This is a genomic window from Burkholderia crassaminum, assembly GCF_964265005.1.
GTDB lineage: Bacteria > Pseudomonadota > Gammaproteobacteria > Burkholderiales > Burkholderiaceae > Burkholderia.
This window is the reverse complement of the sequence record NZ_OZ183801.1, coordinates 216739-242927: the sequence shown is the minus strand read 5'-3', so window position 1 is coordinate 242927 and position 26189 is coordinate 216739. Positions and strand designations below refer to the sequence as shown.

Genomic DNA, 26189 nt, shown 5'->3' with positions numbered 1-26189 from the left:
ATTAGTGGGCGGGGGTGACGATCCTGCCGCCGCAGTATGAACCCCATCATGTTGCGAGTGCGAGATAAAATCACTGATGTCATTACGATGGCGTAATTCAAGAAAGCACGTCAAATAGGCATTCATCTTCGGCATGGACATGCGTGCATTTTTCACTGCTCGTTCGCAGGCGTCAATGAACGTCCGCTTCGGGTCGAGGCTGTGTGAAAACGCTGGCGAATGCTCCATTCGAAAAATTCGGCCCTTCAGATCGCACTGTATTGGCTTGGTAGCAACCTGGGAGGGGTGAGGCGGCCCCCCCGAAACCGGCTGGTTTTGCGTTTTCACACAGCCACGGCCGACTACGGTCGACCAGGAACAATTGCTCGACGCCACGTGCTCGTCTGTTGATAATCACGACATGATCCGCCGACGCAAGGTGTCAGTGGTTACTCAAACAATCGCGATCGATACGTCTTTTGCGCATTTCTTGTTGGAGTTCTTTGTGTACATTGACGTAACCCGCGGTTTCGTGTTCTTTGACCAAACTGACGCTTTCCTTCCCAAGCCGGCGATAGTGCAATACGACCGGGATTCGGGAGCGATTACATCGGTCGCCGGCGCGCAGACGGACGACACAGTGTGTGATGTATCGCGCGATGGCCGCCGCCTTGCACTAGCATCGGCGTCGTGGATAATCGCACGCAATACCAACCGTAGCCGCTTGAGTTTCGTTGCCGATGGTGCCGTACTGCATCAGACCGACAAGTTTCTTTCGTTCTGGACGCGTCTGGATCCTTCGGGGCGCTATGCACTGATAAGCGCCTTCAAGAGCAATGACAAAGGCCGTCCAGTTGTGATCGATCTGGACACCGGTGAGTATGGCGATCCTGTCGCGCGTGATTTGGATGCACGTTTCGGCGACGTGGATCCGGTCGAGGGACTCCTGTGGGCTCCAGACGAACGAGCCAAGAATTCGGTGCTGACTGTGAATTGCCGCAGCGGCGAAATCAACAAGATCAATCTCCCGGTGGGCGGCAAGGTCAAGCGCCTGCGCTTTGCGCGAGATGGGTCAGTCGTGTTCGTCGCGGGCGATAACAATCAATTGCTGTGTTGTGACCGGGATGGCTCAGCGGTATGGTCGCGCGATATTGGTGAATTTGGCGAGATTCGCTCGGCCAACATGCTGTTTAATGAGAGTGGCAGCCATTTGTGCTTACCCTTGTCGGAAACGGCACGCTGCAATTGGGGCGAGGATCTGGTGATCGACTCGCATACCGGTGCGGTCGAACATGCCATTCAACGTCACCGTGCACCGCCGGCGCGACTGGCAGCAGATTGGTTCGGCGACCGGTTGCTGACGCATGGCGGTGAAATCGTCGATTTTTATACCGGCAAGGTGATGGACATGTTGCCGTTCAAAAGCGCGCAGTAGCGCGATCGCGGGGAACCTCGGCTGCCGACATCTGCAATGTCCGGGTATGCGCCGCGTCATCGCGATCGCTTGGCGGCGCTTGTCACGTACGACTGCTTACGTCGTGTTCTTCGCATACGGCGCCGTTCCGGCGAAGGTTCGTGACCGCATTCTTTCGAACCCCGACGTCCTCACATGGATGCACCGGGGCTTTTCTGCCGCGTTCGTCGAGGTTGGATTCAAGCTCGCCCTGCCGCGCCCCCCCTATCTCGGCAATACGTGGACGTTTGGACGCCATCGCGTAATGACACCCGCTCGCTTCAGGAAAGCTCACGGTAAATCGCCTTCTGATTCAATCTAAAGCGCGCCCTATTCAATGCCGCTCTTCACAGCAATTGAATGACCGAACTGCGTCGGTTTATGCCTGTTGCATCAATCTCTCCGCCAGATCGAGCGACAACGCGTCCGCAACAGACCGATCGCAACGTCCCGCGCGGCAGCCACCTCGCACCACATACGTCAACCAACGCGACACGCCCCACTACCACCTCACTCGGTCAGCAATTCAACACCACGACGCGACGAGATCCCGACCAGCTGCTCGGCCGGCTGCGGCCGCGCGAACAGAAACCCCTGCACCTGGTGGCAGCCGATTTCCTGCAGGAAAGCCAGCTGCTTCTCCGTCTCCACGCCCTCCATCACGACATCGAGCCCCAGCGCGCGCCCCATCGCAACGATCGCGCGCACGATCGCGTCGTCCGTGCTGCCCGAACCGCAGCCTGCAAGAAACGACCGATCGATCTTCAGCGTATCGACGGGCAGATCCTTCAGATACACCAGCGACGAATAGCCCGTACCGAAATCGTCGATCGCCAGGCTGATCCCCCGCGTCGCCAGTTCGCGCAGCAGGATGCCGATTTCCTCGCGGGTGTTCATCGCCATGCTTTCGAGCAACTCGAGCTGCAGGCATTCGGCCGGCAACGCGGTTTCGCTGAGGATGGTCGTCAGGTCGCTGAGGAAATGGTCGGTAAAGCACTGCCGCGCCGACACGTTCACCGACACGCGCCCGAACTCGAAACCCTCGTCGAGCCAGCGACGCGCCTGCCGGCAGGCTTCGCGCAGCACCCACCGGCCGATCGGGACGATCAGCGCGGATCGCTCCGCCAGCCCGATGAAGTCGCCCGGCGGCACCAGGCCCTTGCGCGGATGCAGCCAGCGCAGCAGCGCCTCCACGCCGACGATCCGGCCGCTGGCCAGATCGTATTGCGGCTGGTAGAACAGCCGGAATTCGTCCTGCTCGAGCGCGCGGTGCAGCTCGCCGAGCGTCTCCAACTGCTCCATCGCCGACGACGTCATCTTGCTCTCGAAGAACTGGAACACATTCCTGCCGCGGCTCTTCGCGCCGTACATCGCCTGGTCCGCGAGCAGGATCAAATGCTCCGCCTCGGTGCCGTCGTCCGGATAGATGCTGATGCCGACGCTCGGCGTCACGAAGAGCTCGCGACCGCCGATATCGATCGCCCGCCCCACTTCGTCCAGCAGCTTGCGTGCCACTCGCCCGACGTCGCGGACATCGTCGAACTCCTCGAGCACGAGTGCGAATTCGTCGCCGCCCATGCGCGCCACCGTGTCGTTCGCGCGCACTGTCGCGACGATACGCTCCGCGACCCGCTTCAGCACCTCGTCGCCGGCGTTGTGGCCGAGCGTGTCGTTGACCAGCTTGAAGCGGTCGAGATCGAGGTACATCACCGCGACCTTGCGACCGAGCCGCTTCGCGTGAGCGATCGCGTGCGCGAGCCGCTCCTCGAACAGCGCGCGGTTCGCGAGATCGGTGAGCACGTCGTGCGTGGCGAGATAGCCCAGCCGCTCCTCCGCCTGACGCCGCTGCGTGATGTCGGAGAAGATCGCCGCATAGTGCGAGATCTCGCCTTCGTTGTCGCGAATGCTGGTGATCGTCAGGTATTCCAGAAACAGCTCGCCGGTCTTGCGGCGATTCCAGATTTCGCCCTGCCAGTGGCCATCGGTCGTCAGCGAATGCCACAGCTGCTTGTAGAAGTCCGGCGTCTGGCGCCCGGAACTGAGCAGGCCCGGGTTGCGCCCGATCACTTCGTCCTCGGTATATCCGGTCAGGCGCGTGAAAGCCTGGTTGACGCGCTCGATCTTCGCGTGCCGGTCGGTCACCATGATGCCTTCGAGCGCCGATTCGAACACCCGGTCCGCCATGCGCAGGTTGAAGCGCGCCAGACCCAGTGCTTCGTCGCGCTCGCGCAACGCGCTGCGCAGCTCGTTCGCGTATTCGTGCTCGATGCTTTGCAGCACGTCCGCGAAACAGAGCAGCCCGGTCAGCCTGCCCGCCTCGTCCCGGATGCCGACGTGCCGCATATTGTGCTCGGTCATGAAGCGCTGCGCCGCATACAGGCTCTGCTTCGCGGTCAGCATCTGCAGCGGCTTGCTCGCGTAGACTCCAACCGCGCCTTGGGCCCCGCCGTCCGCCAGGAGCCGGACGATGTCCCGTTCGGTCAGGATGCCGTGCTCACCGTTGTCGTAGCCGACGAGGATCGCATCGAGTCGTTGCGCGCGCATCCGTGCGATGACCTCGTGCAGCGCGACCTGCTCGGGCACCACAACGGGCGGATGGACGCGGATCGATTCGATCGGCTTCAGGTGCAGGAAGAATTCCGGCCCCTGGTTCACGACGATGTCGGTCTGCGTCAGCACGCCGATCGCGGCGCCATCGCGGACCACCACGAAGTGCCGCACGCCCGACTGCTTGAACTTCATCGCGGCCTCACCGAGCGGCGTATTGGCCTCGAGCGTCAGCACCGGCCGGCTCATCACCTCGCTGACCGGCCGGTCGAGCTCGTGCGGATCGTTGCCGGCCGACAGTGCATCATGCTCGGTCCAGATCCCGACGACCTGTTCATCCTCCATCACGACGATCGAACTGCAACGCTCGGTGAACATGCGTCGCGCGACTTCCCGCACCGGCGTGGCGGGCGCGCAGGACAGGATCTGACGCGCGACGAGGCGCGCAATCGGAATATCGTAGCTGCTCGGATACATTCTCTAACCAAGACGAAAAAACCTCGCCGGCGCACTTCGATCCGGCAACCTGCGGGCTCGCCCGCGGCGACAAGCACGGTGCGATCGCACTTGCCTCGAATGGTTGCGTACTCATCGAACTCGCAAACGGGGATTTGGCCCATCGCTTGATGCGTCGCGGCGGCGAGCGCGGCACATTGGCCCCGACACCGCATTTGACGATCCCTTGTCCAGCGGGTTGACACGCCGGAGCGCCGCCCTCTCGGAGGCAGTCGCCCTGAGTTAACGACAGATTCGGACAAGAGTTGAGTGCCGTGACGAAATCCGGGCTGCGCGCCGGCAAGTCGAGCGGCTGTGGGAGGGGGGGACGCGTCGATGCTCCCGCGACACCGCCAGCTTCATCAGGCCTTGGTGCTTCACGCGGGCGGCGAGATGTCGCATGCCCCGGCGATCCCGCTCATGATGAGATGGACACCGGCCGCGACTGCCGTGAAGCCTGGGCGATCCGGAGGATCGCGACTTTAGATCGGGCGGACGGTTGCGCCCCGGCCGCTTTCTGCCGTCCGCCGCGAACACGCGAATCGTTGACGATCCGATCCACGTGGTCACGCGGAACCGGCAGAATGCTTCCAACCCGGAGTAATGCGTCCACTACTCCGGGCTTCCGGGCCTGCGATCAGAAGCTATGGTGCATGCCGATGTTGACTTGAACCTGGTTACCGCCCGATGCGGTGTTGCCAAAGTCAGCAGCCGAAGCCTGGGCGCCTTGAGCATGGACGTAGGCACCCACGGCGTAAACCGACGTGCGCTTCGACAGCGCGTACATGGCACCCAGCGACGCCTGGTTGATCGAAGCCATCGTGCGGCCTTCGGCAGCCTGGTTGGGCGTGGCGGCGGAACCGTAGACATACGTGTACCCGGTGGCCAGCGACAACGCCGGGGTGACCTGGTACTGCAGGAGCGCACCCAGCACGTTGAAGTGGATCGACGGCTGACCATTGTTGCCTTGGTACTGAGCGTTCGAGTACCGCAAGCCAGCCGTGTACGGACCGATCTGGTATTGAGCAGCGGCTTGAGCGATGCCCGCGCTCTTGAACGCATTGCCACCGTTGTAACCCGAGCTCGGATAGCCCAGCGCGGTACCGAAACCCGGTTGTGCCGTTGCGTTCAACCACCCGTTCTCGCCCTGGTTTGCCGCGCGGAAGTAGCCGCCGGCGACCGTCAGGCCACCTTGAGCGTAGTTCGCCGCCACCGACCACGATTGCCCCGAACCCATCGCCCCGGCAACACCGCCGAACGAGTACGCGCCTTCAGCCTGGAAGCCGTTGATGACCGGCGAAATGTACTTCACGGCGCTGTTTTGGTTCGTCGTGTTGTCGTTGTTGTCGACGTCGCCCGGGGTCGAGAATGTCGATGCCGAAATGGCGTCGCCCGTCAGGCCCTGCACCATTTCCGTCACGGCGTCGAGCTGGCGCCCCATGCGCAGGGTACCGTACCGATCGGACGTGATGCCGACGTAGGCCTGGCGGTTGAACAGCGAACGCGTGGCACCAATGGGCCCTTGGCCGTTGATGCCGCCGGTACCAATGTTGAAACCGTTTTCGAGCTTGAATACCGCCTTGAGGCCGCCGCCGAGGTCTTCCTCACCCTTGAGGCCCCACTTGTTCGAACCTACGGCACCGCCATCGAGGCCAAACCGCTTGTGGCCATTGATGTTCGAGGTGTAGCCGATACCCGAATCGAGCATGCCATACAGGGTGACGGACGACTGCGCCATTGCCGCCGAAGATGCTGCAAAAGCGGCAACAGCGATAACGCTGACGTTGATGTTTTTGTTTTTCATCTGTATTTCACTGTCAGGAGTGGTTTTGGGATTGTTTGAAACAGGTTGTGTTGTCTTCGAATGCAGATGACGGCGCACGGCTCGCACGTCATCTCAGCCGCAACGGCCGGCGTCATGTTCGAAAAATCGGCATATTGAGTTCGATAATTTCGTCATCCTCATAATTCCATGTGGAGAGGTACCTCACGTCTCGACCTGTCCGGCGCTCATCCGGTTAGAACAATCGCGGCGCCCCTACCGGACGAAAACCGCCGCCTTGCTTCCGTTGTCGCTCCAGTTTCGGCAAAACTTCACCGTCGATCACGTAAAGGAACTCGCCCCCCGCGTGGTGACTTCCGAGCGCGTCTTGTCCACGAGCGTGCGCAAGCGGATCCATTCGAACTGACGTTCTCCCGCCGTATTCGTGATCCGGGTGAACAGATAGGCCGAATCCGCGAAGCCGAAAAACTCGAGTGGATCACCGCGCTTGGCCGAACGTTCCTCCGATGGCATTTCGAAGAAGTACTGCAACATCACGCTCAACGCTCGCGCGATACCCGCACGCGCGGTCGGCGATGACGAAACCGGACCACGCTCCACCTGAGACAAAGGACGGCCTGGAAACACCGGCCGCCCTTGCAGGCTGATTGAGCGCCCGGTTCAGCCGCTGGCGAAGTGCGCAAAGCGCTTCGCCAAACACCCACAGAACCGGACCGCGCTTTGCAGGCGTAAAGACCATATCAGGAACATAAATAGTCGTCAAAATTTGTTTGATATAAGTTAATCTGGTTTGATAACCTTTCGCCATGCCGGAATTACCCTTACAGGAGCTGGCACGAGGACACAGCGATAGCAATATCCGCGCCGCCACTCCGTGCACAATCAGACAAAAATCCGGGGGCGAACAGGAGCGCCTATGCCGCGACTGCAGGCGATCTCTCCCTGACGCCGCGCCGCACCTGAAATGGCTGAGAGAAGCAGGTATCCTCGCTGGCATCGCGGGGAACCAACCCGTTGAAACCGAAGATGCGCTCTACTCGCTCGAAGTGTTCGCAGATATCGAGGCTTCCGCCACTTCCGGATCTGTTACCCGGACTTTGATGCTTTCGCGACCGCGTGTGACTGCTTTCGGGAAAAGCGCCTGGCTGCTTCCGGTACCAGAATGAATTCATGCCCCATTCGTCTCCGCGAACACGTACCGTCCGACATCGATCGATTTTGCGAATTGCAGATGAGTTCGCAAGTGGCCCGCTATGTGTCGTGGCTCCCGCGAACGAGAGTCCAATGTGAGCATGCGTTGGCAGACGCGATCACACAGCAACGTTGCGCGGAGCGGATACGCTTCTTCTATGCCGTTGAATGCCGGCATGCGAAGGGGATGATCGGGAGTGTCGGGTATACGATCCGCGACTCGGCTTCGGCTGATTGTGGCTGGTTTTTGTTGCCTGACTTCTGGGGAAAGGGTTACGCGGCTCACGCGATTCGCGCGCTGCTCGTTCTCGCGTTTGGGTCAGGCAGGATTGTGCGCTTGACGGCGTCATGTTCGATCGAGAATCGAGCCTCTCTTCGCGTAGCCGAAAAATGCGGGTTTCGCCTGATTACCAGGCGCGGCGACCGATACAGTTTCGAAATCCGCAAGGAAGAGGTCGATCTCCACGGCGTGAAGATGTGACCCTGCTGACGGTTCGAATGGTTGAGCGTTGGCGAGGATCCGGCGGCCGTCGACACGGCAGAATCTTCTTCGTAGGACCGCATTCAGCCAGTTTCGATCACTCAGCCCCGGTATCTAGATCGTCCGGAATCGATATATAAAAAGTTACAGAGTTCGTCTGTCGACTTTAATTGCAGACGCAAACGGATACGATCACAGTGGTTAGGGTGGACGAAGACGCCACGCCGGAAATTTCCCACTGGCAACGCGATGGCAGCTCGGCTCAACCATCATCGAACTAGCTATTTCCTGCCAACTGGAGATGGGGCAAACTCCTAACGGCGCATCAGCAGTATTGCTGATGCGCCGCATCAACCTAAATCAACCACCTCTGCGATTCCCGAGGCGGTTCACAAATCTGTAGCCACACTCAAAATGAAAGGAAGATGAAATATGACGACTATAAATCCCGGTCCGAAACCCAAACGAGAGGATGGCAAAGATGACCGGAGGCATCATGTAAATCCTCCAACCAAACCCAAACATCCCACCCTCCCCATTCACGATCCAAAGAAAAAGTGAATACGTGAGCGATCTTGATGAGGGTAGCTCACTTCTGGTCTGTTCACTAAGCCACCTTTCGGTGGCTTCTTTGTTTTCGATCTCCACGATTCCGTCACCGCAACAGTAAGCTCGTGTGGAACAGCCATTCGGTGCGCCACCTGCTCGGGTTATATTCGCCGGTCAATACACTTGAATGTCTGCTGTTCGGCAACATGATCGACCGCGTCGGGCGGCAGCCGACCAGAAAGAGACCATCGACGCTTGTACCAAGATTGACGACCATCCAAACCATCCCAACCAAGGCAAAACAATGATGACTTCCGGCGACGGCCTGACCAGTCCAGCGCGGCTCCTGCGACTCGCCTCATGGGTGATTGCGATCATCTTCGCCGTCTTCCTGAACATGCTCGGCAGTCTCGTGATCCGCGACATGGCGTTCGCCCCGAGGGGCGGTCCGCCCGTGATCGAGCAATTCGCTGATGCGCAGGCGAAAGCGCGACTGGACGCGGCGCGGCGCAATCTGCAGGCGCAGCACGACGCGCTTGCCGAGAAGGCCGACACGATGGAGGTCGCGCGCGGCCGCGCCGCGAAGGAGTACACGGCCGAGAAGGAAAGTTTCCGCAACTGGCTGGCAACCCGCTCGGTGACAGGAGACAGTTCGAGAGACCCGGACATTCTGGCGAGAACCCGCAAGCTGGATACGCTCCAGGCAGTGGTGGTCGACTGGCAGCATCAGATCGATGCGATCAACGACCAGCAACGGGCACTGGCATCGCAGCAGACTCAAGTGGACACGCAAATCGCCGAAGCGGACGCAGCCGCCGAACGGCGCTTCGACGAGGCGACACGGCATTACGAGTTGCAAGTGTTCGGACTGCGGCTTGCGCTCACGCTACCGATACTGCTGGTTGCGATCTGGCTGTTCATACGCTACCGCAAGATGCGCTACTGGCCTTTCGTATACGGTTTTGGCCTGTTTGCACTGAGCGCGTTTTTCATTGAACTGGTCCCGTACTTGCCGAATTTCGGCGGCTATGTCCGGGTCCTGGTCGGCATCGCGCTCACGGTATTCGCCGGCCTTTACATGATGAAGGCCTTCCAGCGGTATGCCGAACGCAAACGGCTCGAATTGCAGCAGGATCAGGGAGAACGCGCGCGCACGATCGGATACGAAAAAGCCGTTCGCTCGCTCGAAAAAAAGCGCTGCCCGTCGTGCGACAAACAATGGAATCTCGGCGGCGACGACTCCACGTTCTGCGTCCATTGCGGATTGAAGCTCTTCAATGTATGCGAATGCGGCGGCCGGAATTTCTTCTTCTTCCCGCATTGCCATCAATGCGGTACTGCGCAGGGAAATGAGTTGCCGGCGTCATCCGACTGACGGTCTGCATGTTTGCAACACGCACTGGCGCCAGCGTACGAAGGCTTTGGCTGGGTGTCGATATCCTTTGCGGGTCAGGTTGGATCAGTCGCGGATTGTCGAAGCGGGCAGCGACCGGGTCCGGCCAGGAAGGGACACCCGGCCTGACGCGAGAATCGTCGGCAATCGCAGGGGAAACCATACTCGCTCAAAGCAACCGCGGTACACGGCCAGTCAGAAGATAGGTTGATTGTTCGAATCAAGATTGACGTTTCCCTCGCGAATTTACACAATTTCCTCTGGCCATTTTGACGGAACGAGGAACGCGAATGGATCAACTCAAAGCTTGCATGGTCGCCGCCGACGCCGCACCGCGCACCAAACCCTCAAATTACCCGGAGCCGTTTGCGTCTCGCATGACGGGACGAGAGAAGAAACCTCTTGGCGATCCGTTCGGTTTGAGTCAGTTCGGTGTGAACTTGACGACATTGAGCCCCGGCGCGGTGTCTGCGCTACACCATCAGCACTCGAAACAGGACGAGTGGGTGTATGTCCTCAGCGGTGAGGTCACCCTCTACGTCGGTGAGGAAAACTATCTAATGCGCGCTGGAATGTGTGCGGGGTTTCGCGCGAATGGCACGCCGCACCATCTACAAAACAACTCGACAGGCGATGCCACGATCATCGAGGTCGGCAGCAGGGTATCCGACGACGCAGTGAGCTATGCAACGGACGATCTCGTTGCTGTCATGGGTTCAAACGGACAGTGGGCTTTCGAGCACAAGAACGGTGACCCGTATTGATCTCGATGTCTGCTTTAGAGCGAGCTGAACGTCCCCGCTGGTTCGACTACGGCCGACCAGCGTAGCGCAAAGCGAAGATATCGACTCGAGGTGCCCGTCGCTCGTGACGGGCTTAATCCGCAGCCCTCTGCGGACGGACGCGAGCTGATGCTGTCACGCGAACGTTCGACCGACAGCTTCGCCCCGCTTTACTGCCATTCACCGGGATGACAGATCACCCAACCCGGATGGTAGCTATCCATGTCCGTATGACCCCAGCACCAGCCGTGCTGGCGAATGGTCTTCATCGCCAGTTCGCGTTCTGCGCAGGCACTTCCCGGAGCATATTGCCCGTTAGGCAATAGTTTCGGTGCCGCGCCGTTCCTGCATTTGTCATCGACCGCTTCCTCCTGACGCATCAATGCCTGAACATCGGGTGGAATGGTGCGGGCCAACGTAGCCTTGTATTCGATGCACGCTGCTGCCTTGGGATCGTTGGACTTGCTGGCACATCTGGACTGGAGCTTGTCGATGTTTCTCGACACTTCCGGCGGGTACGTCTCGGCGTGCGCCGCAGTCATACTTCCAGCCAGCAACAGGCAGGCGGCGGCAAGAGATCGGATCAAAATCATTTCGCGAAGGACACGATGCGTCGGGTAGCCCAGGAACGGGCGAATTATGGCATGTGCGCGTTTTCAACGCCCCGCGCTGCAGTGGTGTCGGACAACCGCCGGCGCCGCAACGGGACGCTCATGAACTCGGTCAGCGACACGCGGATTGCTCCAGTCGCTCGATGTAAGCGTCACCCCATTGTTTCATCGCCTCGAGCACAGGGGCGAGCGTTCTTCCGAATTCGGTCAACGAGTATTCGACGCGGGGCGGAACCTCGGCGAAAACCGCGCGGGTCACGATGCCATCCGACTCGAGCTCGCGAAGCTGAAGCGTCAACGAGCGCTGTGTCACCGTTCCGATCAAGCGGCGCAATTCGCCGAACCGTTTGGTGCCGCCCAGCAGATAGTGCACGATCAACGGCTTCCATTTCCCCCCAGCGACATCGACCGTCGCTGCGACCGAGCACGGATACGTGCTAACCGAAGATGTCATGCCGGCTCCCAATAGGATAATTTCTTTCCCTATATATCAAAGACGTGCCTTCTTGTGCAAAAACGGTCGACCACCGATAGTCCCCGCTGCGTTGCACCGGCCGCCGATAACCGGCGATCGGAATCACTCAAGGGATCAGATCGATGAAGGCCGCCTATTACGAACGACAGGGCAAAGCTTCGGAAGTGTTGAGGCTCGGAGAGTTTCCGGTTCCGCAACCGGGTCCGGGCGAAGTCCGGGTGCGAATCCACGCGTCTGGCCTGAATCCCAGCGACATCAAGGCGCGTACCGGCTTCTCCGGCCCTTCCGCATTCCCCGTGGTCATTCCGCATCAAGACGGTGCCGGCGTGATCGACGCGGTCGGTGCCGGCGTTGCGCCGACACGGACAGGCGAACGGGTATGGCTGTTCGAAGCGCAGTATCGCCGCCCCTTCGGCACGGCTGCAGAATATGCGGTCGTTCCGGAAGCACAGGCCGTTCCTTTACCCGACAACGTTTCGTTCGAGGTCGGCGCCTGCCTGGGCGTTCCGGCACTCACGGCCCATCGCTGCCTCTTCTCGGACGGCGATATCAAGGGCCGCGCGATACTCGTCCAGGGCGGCGCGGGCGCAGTCGGAACCGCGGCAATCCTGCTCGCAAAATGGGCCGGCGCGTGGGTCGCGACGACTGTTTCAACGCCCGGTCACGCAGACGCTGCGCAGCGAGCAGGTGCCGACCTCGTGATCAATCGACGGCTGCAGGATGTGGCCGCGATCGTGAAGTCGGTAACACGGCAGCGGGGAGTCGATCGTATCGTGGAAGTCAGTCTGCAAGACAACCTAGAAATCGACATGCGTTGCCTGGCTAATGGCGGAATCATCAGTTCCTATGCCGTGGGATCCGCGGCCGATCACTTGTCGCTTCCCCTGCTCGAGGCCATGATCGCAGGCTGCACATTCCGGTTCGTCTACATTTACACCGTCCCGGCGGCCGCCAAGTCCGCAGCCGTTTCAGCAATCGGCCGATGCCTCGAGGACGGTGCCTATGTGCCGACCATAGGCATGCAAGTCACACTCGACGCCATCGTTGAAGCCCATCAGGCTCAAGAAACCGGCCAGGTCATCGGCAAGATCATCGTCAAGCCGTCGCTCGTACGGTCGCATTGACCGGTGGACGTTCAGCCGAATAGTTGAGCACCGCAAGGACGTGTCGACAAACCCACGTCCCCGCTTTCGCAAGCTGCGTCGCCTCCGGCGAGGGACGGCCGGGATTCGCGAGGCCCCCGGCGCGAGATCGAACCGACGTGCCTCACGTTCGAGCGCGTCGCGGTCAGCGTCAAGAAGCCCCTTCGAGAATGACAAAGGTCCCGGTCGCAGCCCCGGCGCGGAGCGCCTTGGCGGTCTGGTATTCGGGGCTCTCATAGAAACGCTTCGCCTCGGTGAACGAATCAAATTCGAGGACCACATGCCGCTCGTGGGCCTCGCCTTCGAGGTTTTCATACTGCCCCCAGGCCGCAATGACCTTCGGGCCGAAAGTCTTGATTGCATCACCCGCGGCTTCTGCATAGGCAGCATAGGCGGCTGGGTCTGAAACGCTGACATGGGCGACCAGATAACCCTTTGGCATGTCGAACTCTCCTTTGTAGCGGGAACACGCAATTCAATGTGGCGCGGAAATTTTTCAACGACCTTCCTCGACAGGATTGAAGTGCGATAGCCGGTTCTATTCCGACACGACGCGCCGGAAAGGTTGGGGGCGCCTGCCGGCCTCCTGACGCTCGATCATCCAGCCGGGATAGCAGGCCGGCAAAGCACTCACGGTATCAAGGCGCGCAAGCTCGTTCTCGGTCAGGACGACATCGACCGCGCCGAGGTTGTCTTCGAGCTGTTCGACCCGTTTGGCGCCGACAATGACGCTCGTGACGTGCGGCTTGGCGAGTAACCAGGCGAGCGCGATCCGGGCAACCGAGACATCGTGCGCATCGGCAATGGTGCGCATCTCTGCAATGCACGGCCAGGCTCGATCAAGATCGACCGGCGGAAAATCGAAATGGCTGCGCCGCGAACCGCTGTCGGTCGACGTACCGGGACCAAACTTCCCCGACAGCAACCCGCCGGCGAGCGGCGACCAGACGAGCAGCCCCATCTGCTCCTCGACGACGAGCGGCACCAGTTCGCGCTCGACGTCACGTCCGGCGATTGAATAGTAGGCCTGGAGCGTTTCGAAGCGTGTGGCGTGAAGCGCGGCACTCAGCCCGAGCGCCTTGCCGATCGTGCCTGCGCGCCAATTCGACACGCCGACATAACGGACCAGCCCCTGCCGCGTGAGATCGTCGAGGGCGCGCAGCGTTTCTTCGATCGGCGTGACAGGATCGCTGGCGTGAATCTGGTACAGATCGATATGGTCGACCTGGAGCCGTTCCAGGCTGCGCTGCACGGAATCCATGATGTGCCCGCGCGACGCCCCCTGCTCGTTGGGTTTCTGGCCCATCACGCCGGCCGTCTTGGTCGCCAGCACAATCTCGCTACGCGGTACGCCGATATCTCGGAGCGCCTGCCCGACGACACGTTCAGACTGGCCAAAGGAGTAAATATCGGCGGTATCGATGAAATTGATTCCGTCGGCAAGCGCGCGGGCGATCAGCTGGTTCGCCTCGTCCTGACCGACCGCGCCGATCGCCTTCCACATGCCGGCGTCGGCATTGCCGCCGAGCGTCATCGTGCCGAGGCACAACTCGGAAACGTACAGGCCAGTGCGGCCAAGTTGCTTGTATCTCATCACCATTTCCTTCAAGCGTGGCTGGATAACATGGGGCGGCGTCCGTTCTGTCGCGTCGCGCCCGCCAGGATTTCAGTTGCCTCGAGAGGTTCCGGACCGAAACTGTCCGGCGATCATCGCGACACGCATGCCATAGCGGCGCGCCGTCTCGAGGTCCCCCGGCGACATTTCTTCAGGCGACGCATCGGCAGGCGTTTGTGCCATCGGCGCGATATAGGAGCCCATCCGATTCAGGTCGTCGCGCATCGAGGCTTTCACGTTTGCCGGCTTGATGTCCATGTTGACCCAGATGCCGCCGTGCTGCCCGGCGAGCAGGAAGAAGTATTCGAGCGTGTTGAGCTTGTCGCCGTTGATACTTGCGCTGTTGGTGAAGCCGCCAAAGACCTTGTTCCGCCATCCGCCTTCGAACCAGACCTTCGAGGATGCATCCGCAAACTTCTTGAACTGCCAGCTCGGGCCGCCCATGTAGGTCGGCGAGCCGAGCAGGATCGCATCCGCGCCGGCGAGCGTATCCCAGGCATCCGCTGCAATGTTTCCCTCGGTGTCGATTGCGACGAGTGCGGCGTCGGCACCTTCGGCGACAGCGCTTGCCATACGTTTGGTGTGCCCATAGCCGGAGTGGTAGACGACGACCGTGTTGATCGGAGAGGCGTGTGGTGTCATGGGTGTTCCCTTTCGTTCGGATTGTCCGCAGTGGACGACATGGGAAGCCACTCTACCGAGCCACAACTGAGTTATAAATGATGACAAATTGAACGTTCTGTTACTCCCTGGGTGAACAATGCAAAACCTCGACGCGCTTTTGATCTTTGCCCGTGTCGCCGAAATGACAAGCTTCACGCGCGCGGCCGAAAGCCTCGGTATTCAGAAAGGACGTGTGTCGATGGTGATCCGAGAACTCGAGCGGGATGTGGGTGTTGCGCTCCTGCACCGCACCACGAGGCGTGTGCAGCTGACTGAAGACGGACGCGCCTTTTATTCACGCGCACGCGACCTGCTGGCCGAAGTCCAGGAACTGCAATCGATGTTCTCGGGTAACGGCACATCACTGCGGGGAAGGTTGCGCGTCGACATGCCCACCGAATTGGCACGCAGCGTCGTGATTCCTGCACTCCCGCAGCTGATGGCGGCGCACCCGGAACTGGAACTGGAACTTTCCAGCACCGATCGGCGTGTCGATCTCGTCCAGGAAGGATTCGATTGCGTGATCCGTCTGGGGCCGATCGTCGACGAGACGCTGATTGCCCGGCCGCTGGGAAAACTGCGCATGACAAATGCGGCGAGCCCGAGCTATCTGGCACGGTACGGCATACCGCACACGCTCGATGATCTGCGCACACAAGGACACCGGATGGTCCACTACACGCTGACGCTTGGCGCCAGGCATACCGGATGGGAGTACCCGGATGGCGACAGCTATGCGTCGCTTTCGTTGCCAAGCGCGATGCAGGTCAACAGTGTTCAGACCTATCACGCAGCCGGGCTTGCGGGCATTGGATTGATTCAGGCGGGATACTCGGCGCTCGCGCATTACATTGAAAGCGGCGCGCTGGTAGAGGTTCTGCCCGACTTGCGTCCCGAGCCGCTAAACGCGTCGCTTGTCGTGGCCCATCGGCGCAATCTGTCGCCTCGCGTCCGGGCTTTCATGGATTGGATCGAGGGGGTGTTGGAGCCCTATCTTGATTGAGCGGCAGGTGTGCCGGCTCATATCGAACGCAGGCCATCCAGCCGTTCGGCGAAACCTTCGCCGCTCAAGATTTGAATCGCGCTGGCACTTGTACGTTCGTCGAAGGTCGCTTACTGGAACGTAAGTCGAATGGTCGTGGCAACTCGCACCGGCTTGCCGTCCGCATCGTGGTCTGGGGTGCATCGGGTGGCGAGTAACGCCGCCTTCGCACTGTCGTCCAGGCGCGAGTACCCTGTCGATTCGACAACGGTCACATTTTCAACCTGACCGGTGACGCTGATTTCGATACGCAGCTCTACCGTCCCGCTTTCGTTTGCCTGTCGCGCCGCGCTCGGGTAGTCCGGCCTGACAATGTTGCAGATCACCTTGTGAGCGACATCAGGTGCGGCCACGGATGGCACGGGTGCTTCAGGCGCCACTGCAAAGGCCGATAATGCGAAACAACCTAGGCATGCCGCTGCGCCGTGTCGCAGAATCGGAAGAAGTTTCATTTTCCGCATGAGGTATGAGTGGTCGGCGCCGATCGGTTGTTGAAGCAGTTGCAAAGCGTTGGATCAAAATCCATAGGTCAGGCGATCATAGCTGAACGGTCGCTTGATGTCGGCAGGCAGCGCGATGAATGTCCGATTTGGCCTGCGGATTCAACCCGTCGATGCAACGGATTGATGCAATCGCTCAGCCGGTGTATCGAAGGCTGATGTTTTTCGCGGGTGCTCATTGAGCCGCCTGGCTGCAGCATTGAGCTTGGCCGGCGAATAGGCCGGGTGGTCGCCCTCATGTAGAGGGCTTGGTCTTTTTCCAGGCTCGTCGAGAGAATCTGTGGGTGAAGAGGCCGAACTCAGCTCGCAATTGCAGGCGGAACCTAATGACCAATTGGCAGTTGACTATTGACGCTAGCTTCGCATTAATACATCCACTTGTGGATCAACGCCCGGCCGAACCGCTCAACGAGTAGATCTTCCCCTGCTTCCTCTTTTTCATGCACATCGGCAAGCATCTTAATCATTAGCGCTTCAAGATAGCTATTGATATTAGACGCGAATAAAGTCAGCACTGGATCGGTATCGTGGTCAAAGTAATAGACGGCGCCGGTGCTTTTGTGGAAACAGAACATGTTGCCGTTTCCGAGATAGTCGCTGAACGCGACCATCTGCTTGGCCAGTACATCTTCCTGTTTTGACAGCCCTCTCTCCACCAGACCAGGAAAGGCCATAAACAGTGGCAGGATGGGTGTCGGCGCTTCTTTTTCCAGGGCGCACAGTTGTTCGGACAGCGCTAGAGTGCCTATTTCCAGATGGTAGCGTCGAAGATCGACGGGCAGCGCGCACCCAATCCGTCCTTCAGCCTGTGACACCGCATCCTGCGTAGCCGGTGTCAACTTCGGCATGGTTACGTGCCCGGCCCACAAATCAGCATAGGCCTCGATAACGGCGCGAAACCAGGCAAGACGCGCAGCCTCATCCGGCAGACTCGGCCATTCGAGAGGTGGCACGGAAGAGTTTGTAAGTGTCATCGGTTTTCTATCGTTAATGTTGACAACCGCCGCCGAAGCGGCGGGACTATTGCAACACTCGAATCACTCGTGCAGAAAGCAAGCTATATACACATCTCAGAAAATGCGAACAGTTTCTCGCCATGCTGCTGACTCGACTGCTCAATGCTTGCCATCATTTTCCTGGTTTCGTGTACGACGGTGCGCGGCGGTGCGAAGCAACTCACAGTATCGAGATCGACGTGCGGCCGCGAAGGGGCTCCCAACCGGTTTGCTCTTGTTGCAACAAGCCTGGTAGCGGGTACGACACACTGCATGAACGTCGCTTCGAATTCATTCCGGTCTGGGGTTTTGCCGTGATTCTGCTCTATTCGATGCGCCGCGTCGACTGCCGCCGGTGCGGCGTTAAGGTCGAAGCGGTACCGTGGGGCATCGGCAAGCATACGCTGACCAAAGCATACATGCTGCTCTTGGCACAGTGGGCACGCAAGCTGTCGTGGAAAGAGACCGCCGAAGCTTTCGCACCAGTTGGGAGAAAGTCTTCCAGGCGGTGGAGTGGGTCGCAGATTGGGGGCTGAATCGTCGTGAACTCTGAATGATTCGCGCCTTCGGCGTGGATGAGATTCAGTATGGACGTGGGCACCAGTACCTCACCCTCGTCTACCCTTCATGTCGCTGAGATTGATCGAATCGATAGTGGGTGACCGGTACGAAAACCATCGCCGGCGCTTGACAAGCCGGAATGAAATATTCCTGACTGAATGAATCAAGATGCCGCGACTGAAATCGACAATCGTTTTTATTTGAATGACCGATGTCGGCGGGAGAATCCCGTGGCGAGAATCAGGACGCACCTGCGTCGTCACTATCGACGCTGACGATGGCCTTGCCGAGATTGCCGCCCGAGAGCATCGCGAGAAAGGCGTCGACGATGTTCTCGAAGCCCGTCGTGACCGTTTCCGGCGCGACGAGGTCGCGACGCTGGAGGTGTGGGATCGCGAACGCCTCGAGTTCCTGCTGCAAGCTGGTGTAATTCTTCACGAGGAAGCCCTGCAGCGTCAGGCTCTTGCCCACTGCATCGAAGAGATTGCGCGGCGCGGCGGGAGGCTGCAGCGCGCTGTATTGCGCGACCGCGCCGATCAGCGCCGCGCGCCCGTGGTCTTTCAGGACGGCGATCGCCGCCTCGAGCTGTTCACCGCCGACGTTGTCCAGGTAGACGTCGATGCCTTCGGGAGCCCGCTCGCGCAATTGCGCGCCGACTTGCCCCGGCTGGTAGACAAAGGCATCGGAATACGCGAGATCGCTCGTCAGGCGCCGCGCCTTGTCCGCGCTGCCAGTGCTACCGATGATCCGGCCCGCGCCCAGCAATCTGGCGAACTGGCCGGCCGCGGTGCCGACGCCTCCGGCCGCCGCCGAGACATACACGGATTCGCCGGGCTGCAGGCGGACGATACGGGTCAACGCCACCCAGGCCGTCAATCCGGTGCCGCCCAGGATGCTCAGCCAGGTGGTGAGCGGCACGCCCTCGGCGGGCCGGATCACCCGCAGCGCCTGCGCCGGCAGCTGGGCGTAGGTGCGCCATCCCTGGCGGTGAAAAACCCAGTCGCCGGGCTGGAGTGCGGCATCGGTGCTGCGCAGCACCTGACCGATGGTGCGTCCCTCGAGCGGCGCGTGCAGCGCCCAGTCGCCGTCCATACATTCGCGCATATAGGGGTCGACCGAAAAATGCCAGTTCCTCACCAGGACTTCGCCAGGGACCAGCGGCGCCAGCGGCTGCCTGACAAAACGAAAATGTTCGCGACGGGGCTCGCCATGGGGCCGTTCGACCTGGTGGACCAGCGTATTGTGGGACGGCTGGTGCTGAAAATCGATTTCGCTCATTAACTATCCAGACTAATTGATAACGGACGGCTCAATACCGTGTTCGAACGACGATATATATGCAATGTCGATCGATCAATGGAGAAAAATGTCCACGCCATAACCTTATTGGCGACGAGAATTAAAAAAAACACCGAAGTGAGGCATCTCGATATCGAGGGGATCGAATTGATTCAATTCGTTTTGTTTGCGTGGACATTCTGCATACTTGCAGACACAATAAAAATGGAAATTTTTCAATTTCTCGTTTCCCCTTTTATGCGACTGATCGATCAGTTCCACCGGCTCGGCGAGTTTCTCGAAGGACAGGACAACCAGCCCGGCCTGCCGGCGCTGGCGCGCGCCCTGAACTGCACCGAACGCAACGTGCGAAGCCTGCTGCGCAAGATGGAAGCGCAGGGCTGGCTGCGCTGGGAGGCGGCCCGCGGCCGTGGCCACTTTTCGCGCCTCACCATCCTGGTGCCGCCGCAACACGCGGTACTCGACCGTCTGTCGGACTTGCTGGCGGAAGGGGAACTGGAGCAGGCGTTTGCCAGCCTGGCGGACGAGCAGCGCCGACAGCTACTGAAACGGTTGCCGGATTTCCTGGGCATCGATGCGGAGGGCTCGCGCAGCCATTGCCTGCGCATTCCCCTTTATCGAGCGGTGGACGCACTCGATCCGTATCGGGTAATCAGCCGGCTGGAAGCCCATCTGGTGCGGCAGATCTTTTCGCGGCTAACCGAATTCGACCGGCACACGCAGCGCGTCGTGCCAGCGCTGGCACATCACTGGGAGCCGGAAGAGGCCGGGCGGGTCTGGCACTTCTGGCTCCGGCCGAACGTCGTCTTCCACGACGGCAGGCCCCTGGAACCGGAGGACGTGCGGTACACGCTGCTGCGCATGCGTGACGAGCCGAGCTATTTCCAGCGCCTGTACCGGCATCTGCTCGACGTGGAAATCGCCGAAGGCCGGCGGATCGTGTGCCGCCTGAGCGACGTCGATCATCTGTGGCCGCAGCGCCTCGCGGCGGCCAACGCGTCGATCGTGCCGCGTCACCGGAAGCCCGACTTCGCGCGCATGCCGATCGGCACGGGGCCTTTCAGGCTGTCGCGCCACAGCGAATACCGCATCACCCTGTCGGCCTTCGGCCATCATTATCGCGAGCGTGCCCTGCTCGACGAACTGGATCTCTGGTTTCTTCCCTCGACCGAGCTGGCAGACGGCTTCGACCTCCGGTTCGGCCACTCCGCTTCCCGCGCGCGGGGCAACAAGGGCATCGTGCGGCTGCAGGCGGGCTGCACCTACGTGGTCTGCAACGCCACGCGCGACGGTTTTCGCCAGCGCGAACAGCGGCTTGCGCTGGCGGACTGGCTTGCACCCGACCGCCTGTTCGGGGCCGACGATCCCGCGCGACGGCCCGCGGCTGGCCTGTTGCCGGCCTGGCAGCATCGCATCGCGGCATCGGGCCCCCTGCCCTCGTTACCCGGGCACACCGAACTCACCCTGGTAACCGGGCAGACCCATGACGAACTGGCGCTGGCGCGCACCATCGAGGCCAGGCTGCGCGAGGCGGATATCCGGCTGCGGGTGATGGCGCTGCCTTATGCCGAGCTGATCCGGCGCGACTGGCTGGATGCGGCCGACCTGGTGCTGGGCAGCGAGATACTGCACGACGACGAGGATTTCGGATGCTACGAATGGTTTGCCGCCGACAGCATTTTCCGGCGGTGGATGCCGGCCGATGCCACGCTTGAGCTGGATCGCGTGCTGCAGGCGCTGCAGGCGCAAGCCGATGCGCGCGTGCGCATGACGGGCTACGAGGAAATCGGCAGGCAACTCGTCGAAGCGGGCTGGCTGATCCCGATCTCGCACGAGCATCAGCATATCGAGCTGGAGTCGCACGTTGCCGGCGTAGAGGCCGCGCCCCTGGGTTTCGTGCCGTTCGCCGATCTCTGGGTGCGGTGACGGACTCCCCCGCGCCGGAATAGTTGTCGCCTGGACAGGATCTTGAAATCCGGGGGCGATATTACGACGCATAGTGGCAAAATCTCGGGCTATCGCCCAATCTACAAGGTGCGCGCCGACGACTGATCATCCTCGCATCATGAATTCATTGACACCACTAGTGTCTGCACGGGGCACCAACGTAAGGCGGAGGTCTGGCGTTTGTCTCCCGAGGCACATCCACACACATTCTGGATCGGTCGACGTGTTGAAGTAGCCGAGGGTTCAAGAGCTGTAGGCGTTGCCGACGTCCTGCGGATACTCAGCCCCCTGCTCGAAAAGCCCGCAGATGGCTGACTATTAACGCGCTTGCCGAGTACCCGAGCCAACTGCGGATTCACGGATAAGCGTGCGGAACTGCGAGCATGTCGATACATAGAAAGCCTGGACCCAACCAGAAACCCCTCTCGCTACTCTGCATGCTCACGATCGAACGCACGATTGCTCGCTTCGATTGTCGCGAGCGCATTCTCCGCCCATGCCTTGAGATCGATGACGAGTGGAAGCAGCGTACCTGCCAGAGGGCTCAGCATGTACTCGACACGCAGCGGCAGTTCGTCATAAACATTGCGCACCACAAGTCCATCGCGTTCCATCGCGCGCAGCGTCTGGGTCAGCATCTTCTGCGACACACCTTCCAGGCGACGCTTGATGTCACCGAAACGCATCGGCCCATCCTTCATCGCGACCATGGCGAGCACCGTCCATTTCTGCCCGATACGCGCGAGCACCGCACGGGACGGACAAACCTTCAGGAACGCATCAGGCGGCAACTTGATCTTCTTCGTCATGGTTACTCTCAGGTACCTAATTGATTGCAGAAACCATTGTTGGAAGAATGATGCCACCCAATCAATCGTGAGGTACATGCCATGAAGATCGCATTCCTGGGCGGTGGAAACTTTGGCGGGAATCTGGCCGAATTGCTGGTAGCGGCGGGACATGACGTGGTGGTCGGTCTGCGTGATCCCTCGCGGGCGCGCTTGGGCGCACGGTACCGTATCGTGTCGCTGGAAGAGGCTGCGGCGCATGGTGACGTTGTCGTCATCGCCATCCTCTATCAGGCGTGTGTAGAGGTACTCCCGCCCCTTGCGCATCGGCTGACTGGCAAGATCGTGGTGGACGCAACGAATGCGCTCAAGGACGACTGGTCGCCACTTCCGCTGGGTGCCGACGGATCGGCGGCCGAGGCGATTGGCCACCTGCTGCCAGGCGCGCGTCTCGTGAAGTGCTTCAACACGGTGTTCGCCGACATCATGACGCTGGATCGCATCGATCGGGGTGGTCATGCCGTTACCGCATTCATCGCGGGCAACGACGTCCAGGCCAACACCACAGTCGCCGAGATCGCGGAAAGTGCGGGGTTTGCGCCCGTCGTGACCGGCCCCTTGCACAACGCCCGTTATCTTGAAGCCATGGCACACCTAAATATTCAGATCGCGGTAGGCCGGGGCGGCGGAACGAATGCCGGCTTCGTGTACCACCGCGCTCACGCTTAGCGACCCGGGCTCTCAACCTCGACGCAGTCGCCAATGCGGTCGCAGCCGTGCTGAAGTAGCGCGGCACCAGCGGGAGGCGGGCGCTTCGGGTCTCAGGTGCCATGCACTCGGGACGCGTCACCCGCTAAGACGCCTCCCGCCCCGCTACATGCTCGAGCAAATGCGCCACGAAGCGGGTCAGCTTCGGCAGTGGCCGCCGATCGTGCCGATACACGATATGAACCGGGTGTGGCTCAGGCAAATACGCCTGCATCACCGGCACCAGCGCCCCACTCGCCAGATCGTGCGCCACCAGGACTTCAGGCTGCAACAACAATCCCGCACCCGCGATAGCGGCCATGCGCAGCCCGTTCCCGTCGTCGCACGTGAAGACCGGATACTGCGAAACCTGCGGCCCGTCCCACCCGCCGAGCTTCCACCCGTTACGGCCATTCCACACCGAGTGCGAGAGGCAGTGATGCACGCCCAGGTCCTGCGGCGTCTCCGGACGCCCATGCCGCGCGAGATAACCGGGCGATGCACAGATCACCATGCGATAAAGGGTCAACGGCTTTGCGATCAGATCGACATCACCCAGTTCACCGATACGAATGGCGAGATCGAAACCCTCGTCAACCAGGTCGACGACGCGATTGCTCAATGCCAGCTCGATACGCACGAGCGGATACATCTGCTGGAAAGTCGCGGCCAGCGGCGCGACGACACACGCACCGAAGGTAATCGGCGCGCTGATACGCAACGTGCCGGACGGCGACGCGCGCAACCGTTCGACCGACGTCTCGGCGATCCGCACCTGTTCAAGCGCACGCTTGGCATCTTCGTAGAACACGCGCCCCGCATCCGTGAGGCTCTGTCGTCGCGTGGTGCGCTCCAGCATGCGCGCACCGAGGCGCTCTTCGAGTTCGCGCACATACTTGCCCACCATGACCGCCGATATGCCGAGCCGCTGCGCCGCCTCGGTGAAGTTGCCCCCTTCCACGACGGCAACGAAGGTTTCCATTGAACGCAGCTTGTCCATATTGCGAACCGGCGATTAGTAGTGTCGGAAATTAGAGCACATTTATCTCAATATTGGTTCGACGAACAATGGCCGCTCCAACCTGAAATCGAAAAGGAGTGGTTCCATGAAGATCGTTGTAATCGGTGCCGGCGGCGACGTAGGTCGTGCCGTGGCCAATGAGCTTGCGCGTGACGGAAAACACGACATCATTCGCGTGGGTCGCACCTCCGGCGACCATCAGGTCGACATCACCCGTGACGAGAGCGTCAGCGCGCTGTTCGAGAAGATCGGGCAAGTCGACGCGATCATCGCTGCCGCGGGCAATGTGATCCTTGCTCCGATCCAGGAGATGACGGCCGCCGATTTCCACAAGGGATTGCAGGACAAGCTGCTGAGCCAGGTGCGCGTCGCGCTGGTGGGTCAGCACTACCTGTTCGATGGCGGGTCGATCACGCTGACCTCGGGCATCGCGGTCGATGACCCGATTGCGCAGGGCGCCAACGCCGCAACGTCGAATGCCGGGATCGAAGGATTCGTGCGCGCGGCCGCATGCGATTTTCCGCGCGGCATCCGGATCAATGCCGTGAGCCCGACGGTACTGACGGAATCCATGGATCGGTTCGGTCCGTTTTTCCCAGGCTGCGAGAGCGTGCCGGCGTCACGTGTGGCAATGGCTTATCGACGCAGCGTGGAAGGCGTGCATAGCGGTCGCGTCTATCGGGTTGGTCATTGACGCAGCGGGCTCGCCTCGCGAGCCCGAATCCCGCGCGCCCCTGCCGCCCCCAGATTCCGCCAGGCCATTGCCGCGCCAACCACCAGCAACAGCACCGAAACGATCAACGCCCGCTCCATCCCGTGAACGAACGTCACGCCCCCGGCCTCCCGAACGAAGAAGCCGAACAGCGCGACGCCCATTACGCCGCCCACCTGCCGTGCCGTATTCAACAACCCAGACGCCACACCTGACTGCGTGCCACTCACCGCCGCGAGCGCCGCATCCGTGATGGTCGGTATCGTCAGCGCGATGCCGCTGCCTGCCAGCAGCATCGGTATCGCGAGCAGCCCGTTGGATTGCGCGGCGATCGCCGGCCACATCGCCAGATAGCCAATAGCGGAAATCGACAATCCGGCCGTCGCAAGCGTGCGCGCACCCAGCCGGCCGGTCAGTCGCCCGGCAACGATGCTCATGACCATCAGCACCCCCATCATCGGCAGAAACGCGACGCCCGTGCGCACGGGCGTCATATGCCACACCGACTGAAACAGCAGGCTCAACGTAAAAACAATGCCGTAGAACACCAGATTCGCGATCGCGCCGATCACGATCGAACTGCGGACGACCTTGTCCTGCCACAACGCGGCCGGCAGCATCGCGTCCGGATTACGCGCTTCCAGCCGGACGAACGCGATGCCCAGCCCGACGCACAATGCGAACGCACCCACGATGACCGGACTGCGCCACCCCAGAGCACTGATCTCGGTCGACGCGAACGTGAGCGCGGCCAGCGCCAACGCACCGGTCAGTTGGCCGGGAAGATCCAGGCTCCTTCCGCGCTGCGCTTTCGTGTCGGGCGCAAACCGCCAGGTCATCCAGATACCGGCCAGGCCGATCGGCACGTTGACCAGGAAAATGCTGCGCCAGCCCACTGCGGCGATGAGCAACCCGCCGGCCAACGGCCCCGCGGCCAGCGCGATACCGCCGCCCGCGCCCCACCAGCCGATCGCCCGGCTGCGCGCCGCTGCGTCGTCGAATGCGAGGCGCAGCACGGCCAGCGAGTTCGGCACCAGCAGCGCGGCGCCGATCCCCTGAACGAGACGCCAGGCGATCAACGCTTCCATGGAATGCGCCATGCCGCAGCCGATCGACGACAGCGTGAATATCGCGTAACCGGCAATGAATACGCGCTTTGCACCCAGCCTGTCGCCGAGGGCGCCGGCCATGAGCAGCGTCGCCGCGAACACGAGCGCATACGCATTGACGACCCATTGCAGGTCCGTGACCGCTGCCCCGAAGGCCGTTCGCAATGCATCGAGCGCGACATTGACGACGCTGACGTCGATCAGGACGACGGCAAAACCGAGGCACGCGGCCGTTTGAACCAGCCGCGGGTGATGTCTGGATGAGGTCTGCATCGGCAATCCTTCGTATTCGGAGGAGTGAAGCGTAGA

23 protein-coding genes are annotated in these 26189 nt (G+C 60.9%); 9 read left to right on the top strand and 14 right to left on the bottom strand.

The window, feature by feature from the left end:
- Nucleotides 1-361: 361 nt before the first annotated feature.
- Entirely contained in the window at nucleotides 362-1414 is a 1053-nt protein-coding gene (locus tag ACPTTF_RS34370; RefSeq protein ID WP_423372072.1) for a hypothetical protein, read from the top strand.
- A gap of 528 nt (nucleotides 1415-1942) precedes the next feature.
- Here ACPTTF_RS34370 and ACPTTF_RS34365 read toward each other — a convergent pair.
- From ACPTTF_RS34365 to ACPTTF_RS34355, 3 genes are all read right to left on the bottom strand, one after another.
- On the bottom strand, nucleotides 1943-4456 hold the full coding sequence (locus ACPTTF_RS34365; protein WP_423372071.1) for an EAL domain-containing protein: 2514 nt from the start codon (nucleotides 4454-4456) through the stop codon (nucleotides 1943-1945).
- A gap of 655 nt (nucleotides 4457-5111) precedes the next feature.
- The gene (locus tag ACPTTF_RS34360) at nucleotides 5112-6278 is read right to left on the bottom strand and encodes a porin (protein ID WP_166958516.1); all 1167 of its coding nucleotides are present in this window, start codon (nucleotides 6276-6278) and stop codon (nucleotides 5112-5114) included.
- A 457-nt stretch (nucleotides 6279-6735) separates the two neighbouring features.
- Entirely contained in the window at nucleotides 6736-7065 is a 330-nt protein-coding gene (locus tag ACPTTF_RS34355) for a hypothetical protein (protein WP_423372070.1), read from the bottom strand.
- Nucleotides 7066-7419: 354 nt separating this feature from the next.
- Between ACPTTF_RS34355 and ACPTTF_RS34350 the strand changes: the two genes are divergently transcribed.
- From ACPTTF_RS34350 to ACPTTF_RS34340, 3 genes are all read left to right on the top strand, one after another.
- Nucleotides 7420-7929 (top strand): GNAT family N-acetyltransferase, encoded by a 510-nt coding sequence (locus ACPTTF_RS34350; RefSeq protein ID WP_423372069.1) that lies wholly within the window; start codon nucleotides 7420-7422, stop codon nucleotides 7927-7929.
- 856 nt (nucleotides 7930-8785) lie between these two features.
- The gene (locus ACPTTF_RS34345; protein WP_423372609.1) at nucleotides 8786-9853 is read left to right on the top strand and encodes a hypothetical protein; all 1068 of its coding nucleotides are present in this window, start codon (nucleotides 8786-8788) and stop codon (nucleotides 9851-9853) included.
- 308 nt (nucleotides 9854-10161) lie between these two features.
- Nucleotides 10162-10635, top strand: a complete 474-nt coding sequence (locus tag ACPTTF_RS34340) for a cupin domain-containing protein (RefSeq protein ID WP_423372068.1) — start codon at nucleotides 10162-10164, stop codon at nucleotides 10633-10635.
- 188 nt (nucleotides 10636-10823) lie between these two features.
- Here the strand turns inward: ACPTTF_RS34340 and ACPTTF_RS34335 are convergent, their stop codons facing one another.
- Together ACPTTF_RS34335 and ACPTTF_RS34330 are read right to left on the bottom strand one after the other, a co-directional pair.
- Nucleotides 10824-11246, bottom strand: a complete 423-nt coding sequence (locus tag ACPTTF_RS34335; RefSeq protein WP_423372067.1) for a hypothetical protein — start codon at nucleotides 11244-11246, stop codon at nucleotides 10824-10826.
- Nucleotides 11247-11376: 130 nt separating this feature from the next.
- Entirely contained in the window at nucleotides 11377-11718 is a 342-nt protein-coding gene (locus tag ACPTTF_RS34330) for a winged helix-turn-helix transcriptional regulator (protein ID WP_166958527.1), read from the bottom strand.
- Nucleotides 11719-11861: 143 nt separating this feature from the next.
- Between ACPTTF_RS34330 and ACPTTF_RS34325 the strand changes: the two genes are divergently transcribed.
- Complete coding sequence (locus tag ACPTTF_RS34325; RefSeq protein WP_423372066.1) at nucleotides 11862-12863, top strand: NADPH:quinone reductase; 1002 nt, start codon at nucleotides 11862-11864, stop codon at nucleotides 12861-12863.
- A 169-nt stretch (nucleotides 12864-13032) separates the two neighbouring features.
- On the opposite strand, the gene ACPTTF_RS34320 is transcribed toward ACPTTF_RS34325, so the two are convergent.
- The 3 genes from ACPTTF_RS34320 to ACPTTF_RS34310 all read right to left on the bottom strand — a co-directional run bounded on the left by ACPTTF_RS34320 (nucleotide 13033) and on the right by ACPTTF_RS34310 (nucleotide 15138).
- Nucleotides 13033-13323, bottom strand: coding sequence for a DUF1330 domain-containing protein (locus ACPTTF_RS34320; protein WP_166958531.1), 291 nt, complete (start codon nucleotides 13321-13323; stop codon nucleotides 13033-13035).
- Between the two features lie 96 nt (nucleotides 13324-13419).
- Nucleotides 13420-14475 (bottom strand): aldo/keto reductase, encoded by a 1056-nt coding sequence (locus ACPTTF_RS34315; RefSeq protein WP_423372065.1) that lies wholly within the window; start codon nucleotides 14473-14475, stop codon nucleotides 13420-13422.
- 72 nt (nucleotides 14476-14547) lie between these two features.
- Nucleotides 14548-15138, bottom strand: a complete 591-nt coding sequence (locus ACPTTF_RS34310; RefSeq protein ID WP_423372064.1) for a flavodoxin family protein — start codon at nucleotides 15136-15138, stop codon at nucleotides 14548-14550.
- Nucleotides 15139-15256: 118 nt separating this feature from the next.
- On the opposite strand from ACPTTF_RS34310, the gene ACPTTF_RS34305 reads away from it, so the two are divergent.
- The gene (locus tag ACPTTF_RS34305; protein ID WP_166958537.1) at nucleotides 15257-16162 is read left to right on the top strand and encodes a LysR family transcriptional regulator; all 906 of its coding nucleotides are present in this window, start codon (nucleotides 15257-15259) and stop codon (nucleotides 16160-16162) included.
- A 110-nt stretch (nucleotides 16163-16272) separates the two neighbouring features.
- On the opposite strand, the gene ACPTTF_RS34300 is transcribed toward ACPTTF_RS34305, so the two are convergent.
- The 3 genes from ACPTTF_RS34300 to ACPTTF_RS34290 form a co-directional block, all read right to left on the bottom strand.
- The gene (locus ACPTTF_RS34300) at nucleotides 16273-16554 is read right to left on the bottom strand and encodes an energy transducer TonB (RefSeq protein ID WP_423391200.1); all 282 of its coding nucleotides are present in this window, start codon (nucleotides 16552-16554) and stop codon (nucleotides 16273-16275) included.
- A 512-nt stretch (nucleotides 16555-17066) separates the two neighbouring features.
- Nucleotides 17067-17675: an SMI1/KNR4 family protein gene (locus ACPTTF_RS34295; protein ID WP_423372062.1), complete on the bottom strand. Its 609-nt coding sequence runs from the start codon at nucleotides 17673-17675 to the stop codon at nucleotides 17067-17069.
- Nucleotides 17676-18497: 822 nt separating this feature from the next.
- Entirely contained in the window at nucleotides 18498-19535 is a 1038-nt protein-coding gene (locus ACPTTF_RS34290; RefSeq protein WP_423372061.1) for an MDR family NADP-dependent oxidoreductase, read from the bottom strand.
- 78 nt (nucleotides 19536-19613) lie between these two features.
- Here ACPTTF_RS34290 and ACPTTF_RS34285 point away from each other — a divergent pair, with 78 nt between their 5' ends.
- Nucleotides 19614-21482, top strand: a complete 1869-nt coding sequence (locus tag ACPTTF_RS34285) for an SgrR family transcriptional regulator (RefSeq protein ID WP_423372060.1) — start codon at nucleotides 19614-19616, stop codon at nucleotides 21480-21482.
- Nucleotides 21483-21931: 449 nt separating this feature from the next.
- Here the strand turns inward: ACPTTF_RS34285 and ACPTTF_RS34280 are convergent, their stop codons facing one another.
- Nucleotides 21932-22312 (bottom strand): winged helix-turn-helix transcriptional regulator, encoded by a 381-nt coding sequence (locus ACPTTF_RS34280; protein WP_423372059.1) that lies wholly within the window; start codon nucleotides 22310-22312, stop codon nucleotides 21932-21934.
- Nucleotides 22313-22393: 81 nt separating this feature from the next.
- Here ACPTTF_RS34280 and ACPTTF_RS34275 point away from each other — a divergent pair, with 81 nt between their 5' ends.
- On the top strand, nucleotides 22394-23020 hold the full coding sequence (locus tag ACPTTF_RS34275; protein ID WP_423372058.1) for an NADPH-dependent F420 reductase: 627 nt from the start codon (nucleotides 22394-22396) through the stop codon (nucleotides 23018-23020).
- Between the two features lie 124 nt (nucleotides 23021-23144).
- Here the strand turns inward: ACPTTF_RS34275 and ACPTTF_RS34270 are convergent, their stop codons facing one another.
- Entirely contained in the window at nucleotides 23145-24038 is an 894-nt protein-coding gene (locus ACPTTF_RS34270; protein ID WP_423372057.1) for a LysR family transcriptional regulator, read from the bottom strand.
- A 106-nt stretch (nucleotides 24039-24144) separates the two neighbouring features.
- On the opposite strand from ACPTTF_RS34270, the gene ACPTTF_RS34265 reads away from it, so the two are divergent.
- A complete protein-coding gene (locus ACPTTF_RS34265) occupies nucleotides 24145-24753 on the top strand; it encodes a short chain dehydrogenase (RefSeq protein WP_423372056.1) in 609 nt (202 codons plus the stop codon).
- Here the strand turns inward: ACPTTF_RS34265 and ACPTTF_RS34260 are convergent.
- Entirely contained in the window at nucleotides 24747-26153 is a 1407-nt protein-coding gene (locus ACPTTF_RS34260; protein ID WP_423372055.1) for an MFS transporter, read from the bottom strand. The genes ACPTTF_RS34265 and ACPTTF_RS34260 overlap by 7 nt on opposite strands.
- Nucleotides 26154-26189 lie beyond the last annotated feature (36 nt).

What these genes read in the sequence shown, in the direction of transcription:
- ACPTTF_RS34365 (WP_423372071.1), bottom strand. Translation starts at nt 4,456, where the DNA reads ATGTATCCGAGCAGCTACGATATTCCGATTGCGCGCCTCGTCGCGCGT.
- ACPTTF_RS34360 (WP_166958516.1), bottom strand. Translation starts at nt 6,278, where the DNA reads ATGAAAAACAAAAACATCAACGTCAGCGTTATCGCTGTTGCCGCTTTT.
- ACPTTF_RS34355 (WP_423372070.1), bottom strand. Translation starts at nt 7,065, where the DNA reads ATGGCGAAAGGTTATCAAACCAGATTAACTTATATCAAACAAATTTTG.
- ACPTTF_RS34350 (WP_423372069.1), top strand. Translation starts at nt 7,420, where the DNA reads ATGAATTCATGCCCCATTCGTCTCCGCGAACACGTACCGTCCGACATC.
- ACPTTF_RS34345 (WP_423372609.1), top strand. Translation starts at nt 8,786, where the DNA reads ATGACTTCCGGCGACGGCCTGACCAGTCCAGCGCGGCTCCTGCGACTC.
- ACPTTF_RS34340 (WP_423372068.1), top strand. Translation starts at nt 10,162, where the DNA reads ATGGATCAACTCAAAGCTTGCATGGTCGCCGCCGACGCCGCACCGCGC.
- ACPTTF_RS34335 (WP_423372067.1), bottom strand. Translation starts at nt 11,246, where the DNA reads ATGATTTTGATCCGATCTCTTGCCGCCGCCTGCCTGTTGCTGGCTGGA.
- ACPTTF_RS34330 (WP_166958527.1), bottom strand. Translation starts at nt 11,718, where the DNA reads ATGACATCTTCGGTTAGCACGTATCCGTGCTCGGTCGCAGCGACGGTC.
- ACPTTF_RS34325 (WP_423372066.1), top strand. Translation starts at nt 11,862, where the DNA reads ATGAAGGCCGCCTATTACGAACGACAGGGCAAAGCTTCGGAAGTGTTG.
- ACPTTF_RS34320 (WP_166958531.1), bottom strand. Translation starts at nt 13,323, where the DNA reads ATGCCAAAGGGTTATCTGGTCGCCCATGTCAGCGTTTCAGACCCAGCC.
- ACPTTF_RS34315 (WP_423372065.1), bottom strand. Translation starts at nt 14,475, where the DNA reads ATGAGATACAAGCAACTTGGCCGCACTGGCCTGTACGTTTCCGAGTTG.
- ACPTTF_RS34310 (WP_423372064.1), bottom strand. Translation starts at nt 15,138, where the DNA reads ATGACACCACACGCCTCTCCGATCAACACGGTCGTCGTCTACCACTCC.
- ACPTTF_RS34305 (WP_166958537.1), top strand. Translation starts at nt 15,257, where the DNA reads ATGCAAAACCTCGACGCGCTTTTGATCTTTGCCCGTGTCGCCGAAATG.
- ACPTTF_RS34295 (WP_423372062.1), bottom strand. Translation starts at nt 17,675, where the DNA reads ATGACACTTACAAACTCTTCCGTGCCACCTCTCGAATGGCCGAGTCTG.
- ACPTTF_RS34290 (WP_423372061.1), bottom strand. Translation starts at nt 19,535, where the DNA reads ATGAGCGAAATCGATTTTCAGCACCAGCCGTCCCACAATACGCTGGTC.
- ACPTTF_RS34285 (WP_423372060.1), top strand. Translation starts at nt 19,614, where the DNA reads ATGGAGAAAAATGTCCACGCCATAACCTTATTGGCGACGAGAATTAAA.
- ACPTTF_RS34280 (WP_423372059.1), bottom strand. Translation starts at nt 22,312, where the DNA reads ATGACGAAGAAGATCAAGTTGCCGCCTGATGCGTTCCTGAAGGTTTGT.
- ACPTTF_RS34275 (WP_423372058.1), top strand. Translation starts at nt 22,394, where the DNA reads ATGAAGATCGCATTCCTGGGCGGTGGAAACTTTGGCGGGAATCTGGCC.
- ACPTTF_RS34270 (WP_423372057.1), bottom strand. Translation starts at nt 24,038, where the DNA reads ATGGACAAGCTGCGTTCAATGGAAACCTTCGTTGCCGTCGTGGAAGGG.
- ACPTTF_RS34265 (WP_423372056.1), top strand. Translation starts at nt 24,145, where the DNA reads ATGAAGATCGTTGTAATCGGTGCCGGCGGCGACGTAGGTCGTGCCGTG.
- ACPTTF_RS34260 (WP_423372055.1), bottom strand. Translation starts at nt 26,153, where the DNA reads ATGCAGACCTCATCCAGACATCACCCGCGGCTGGTTCAAACGGCCGCG.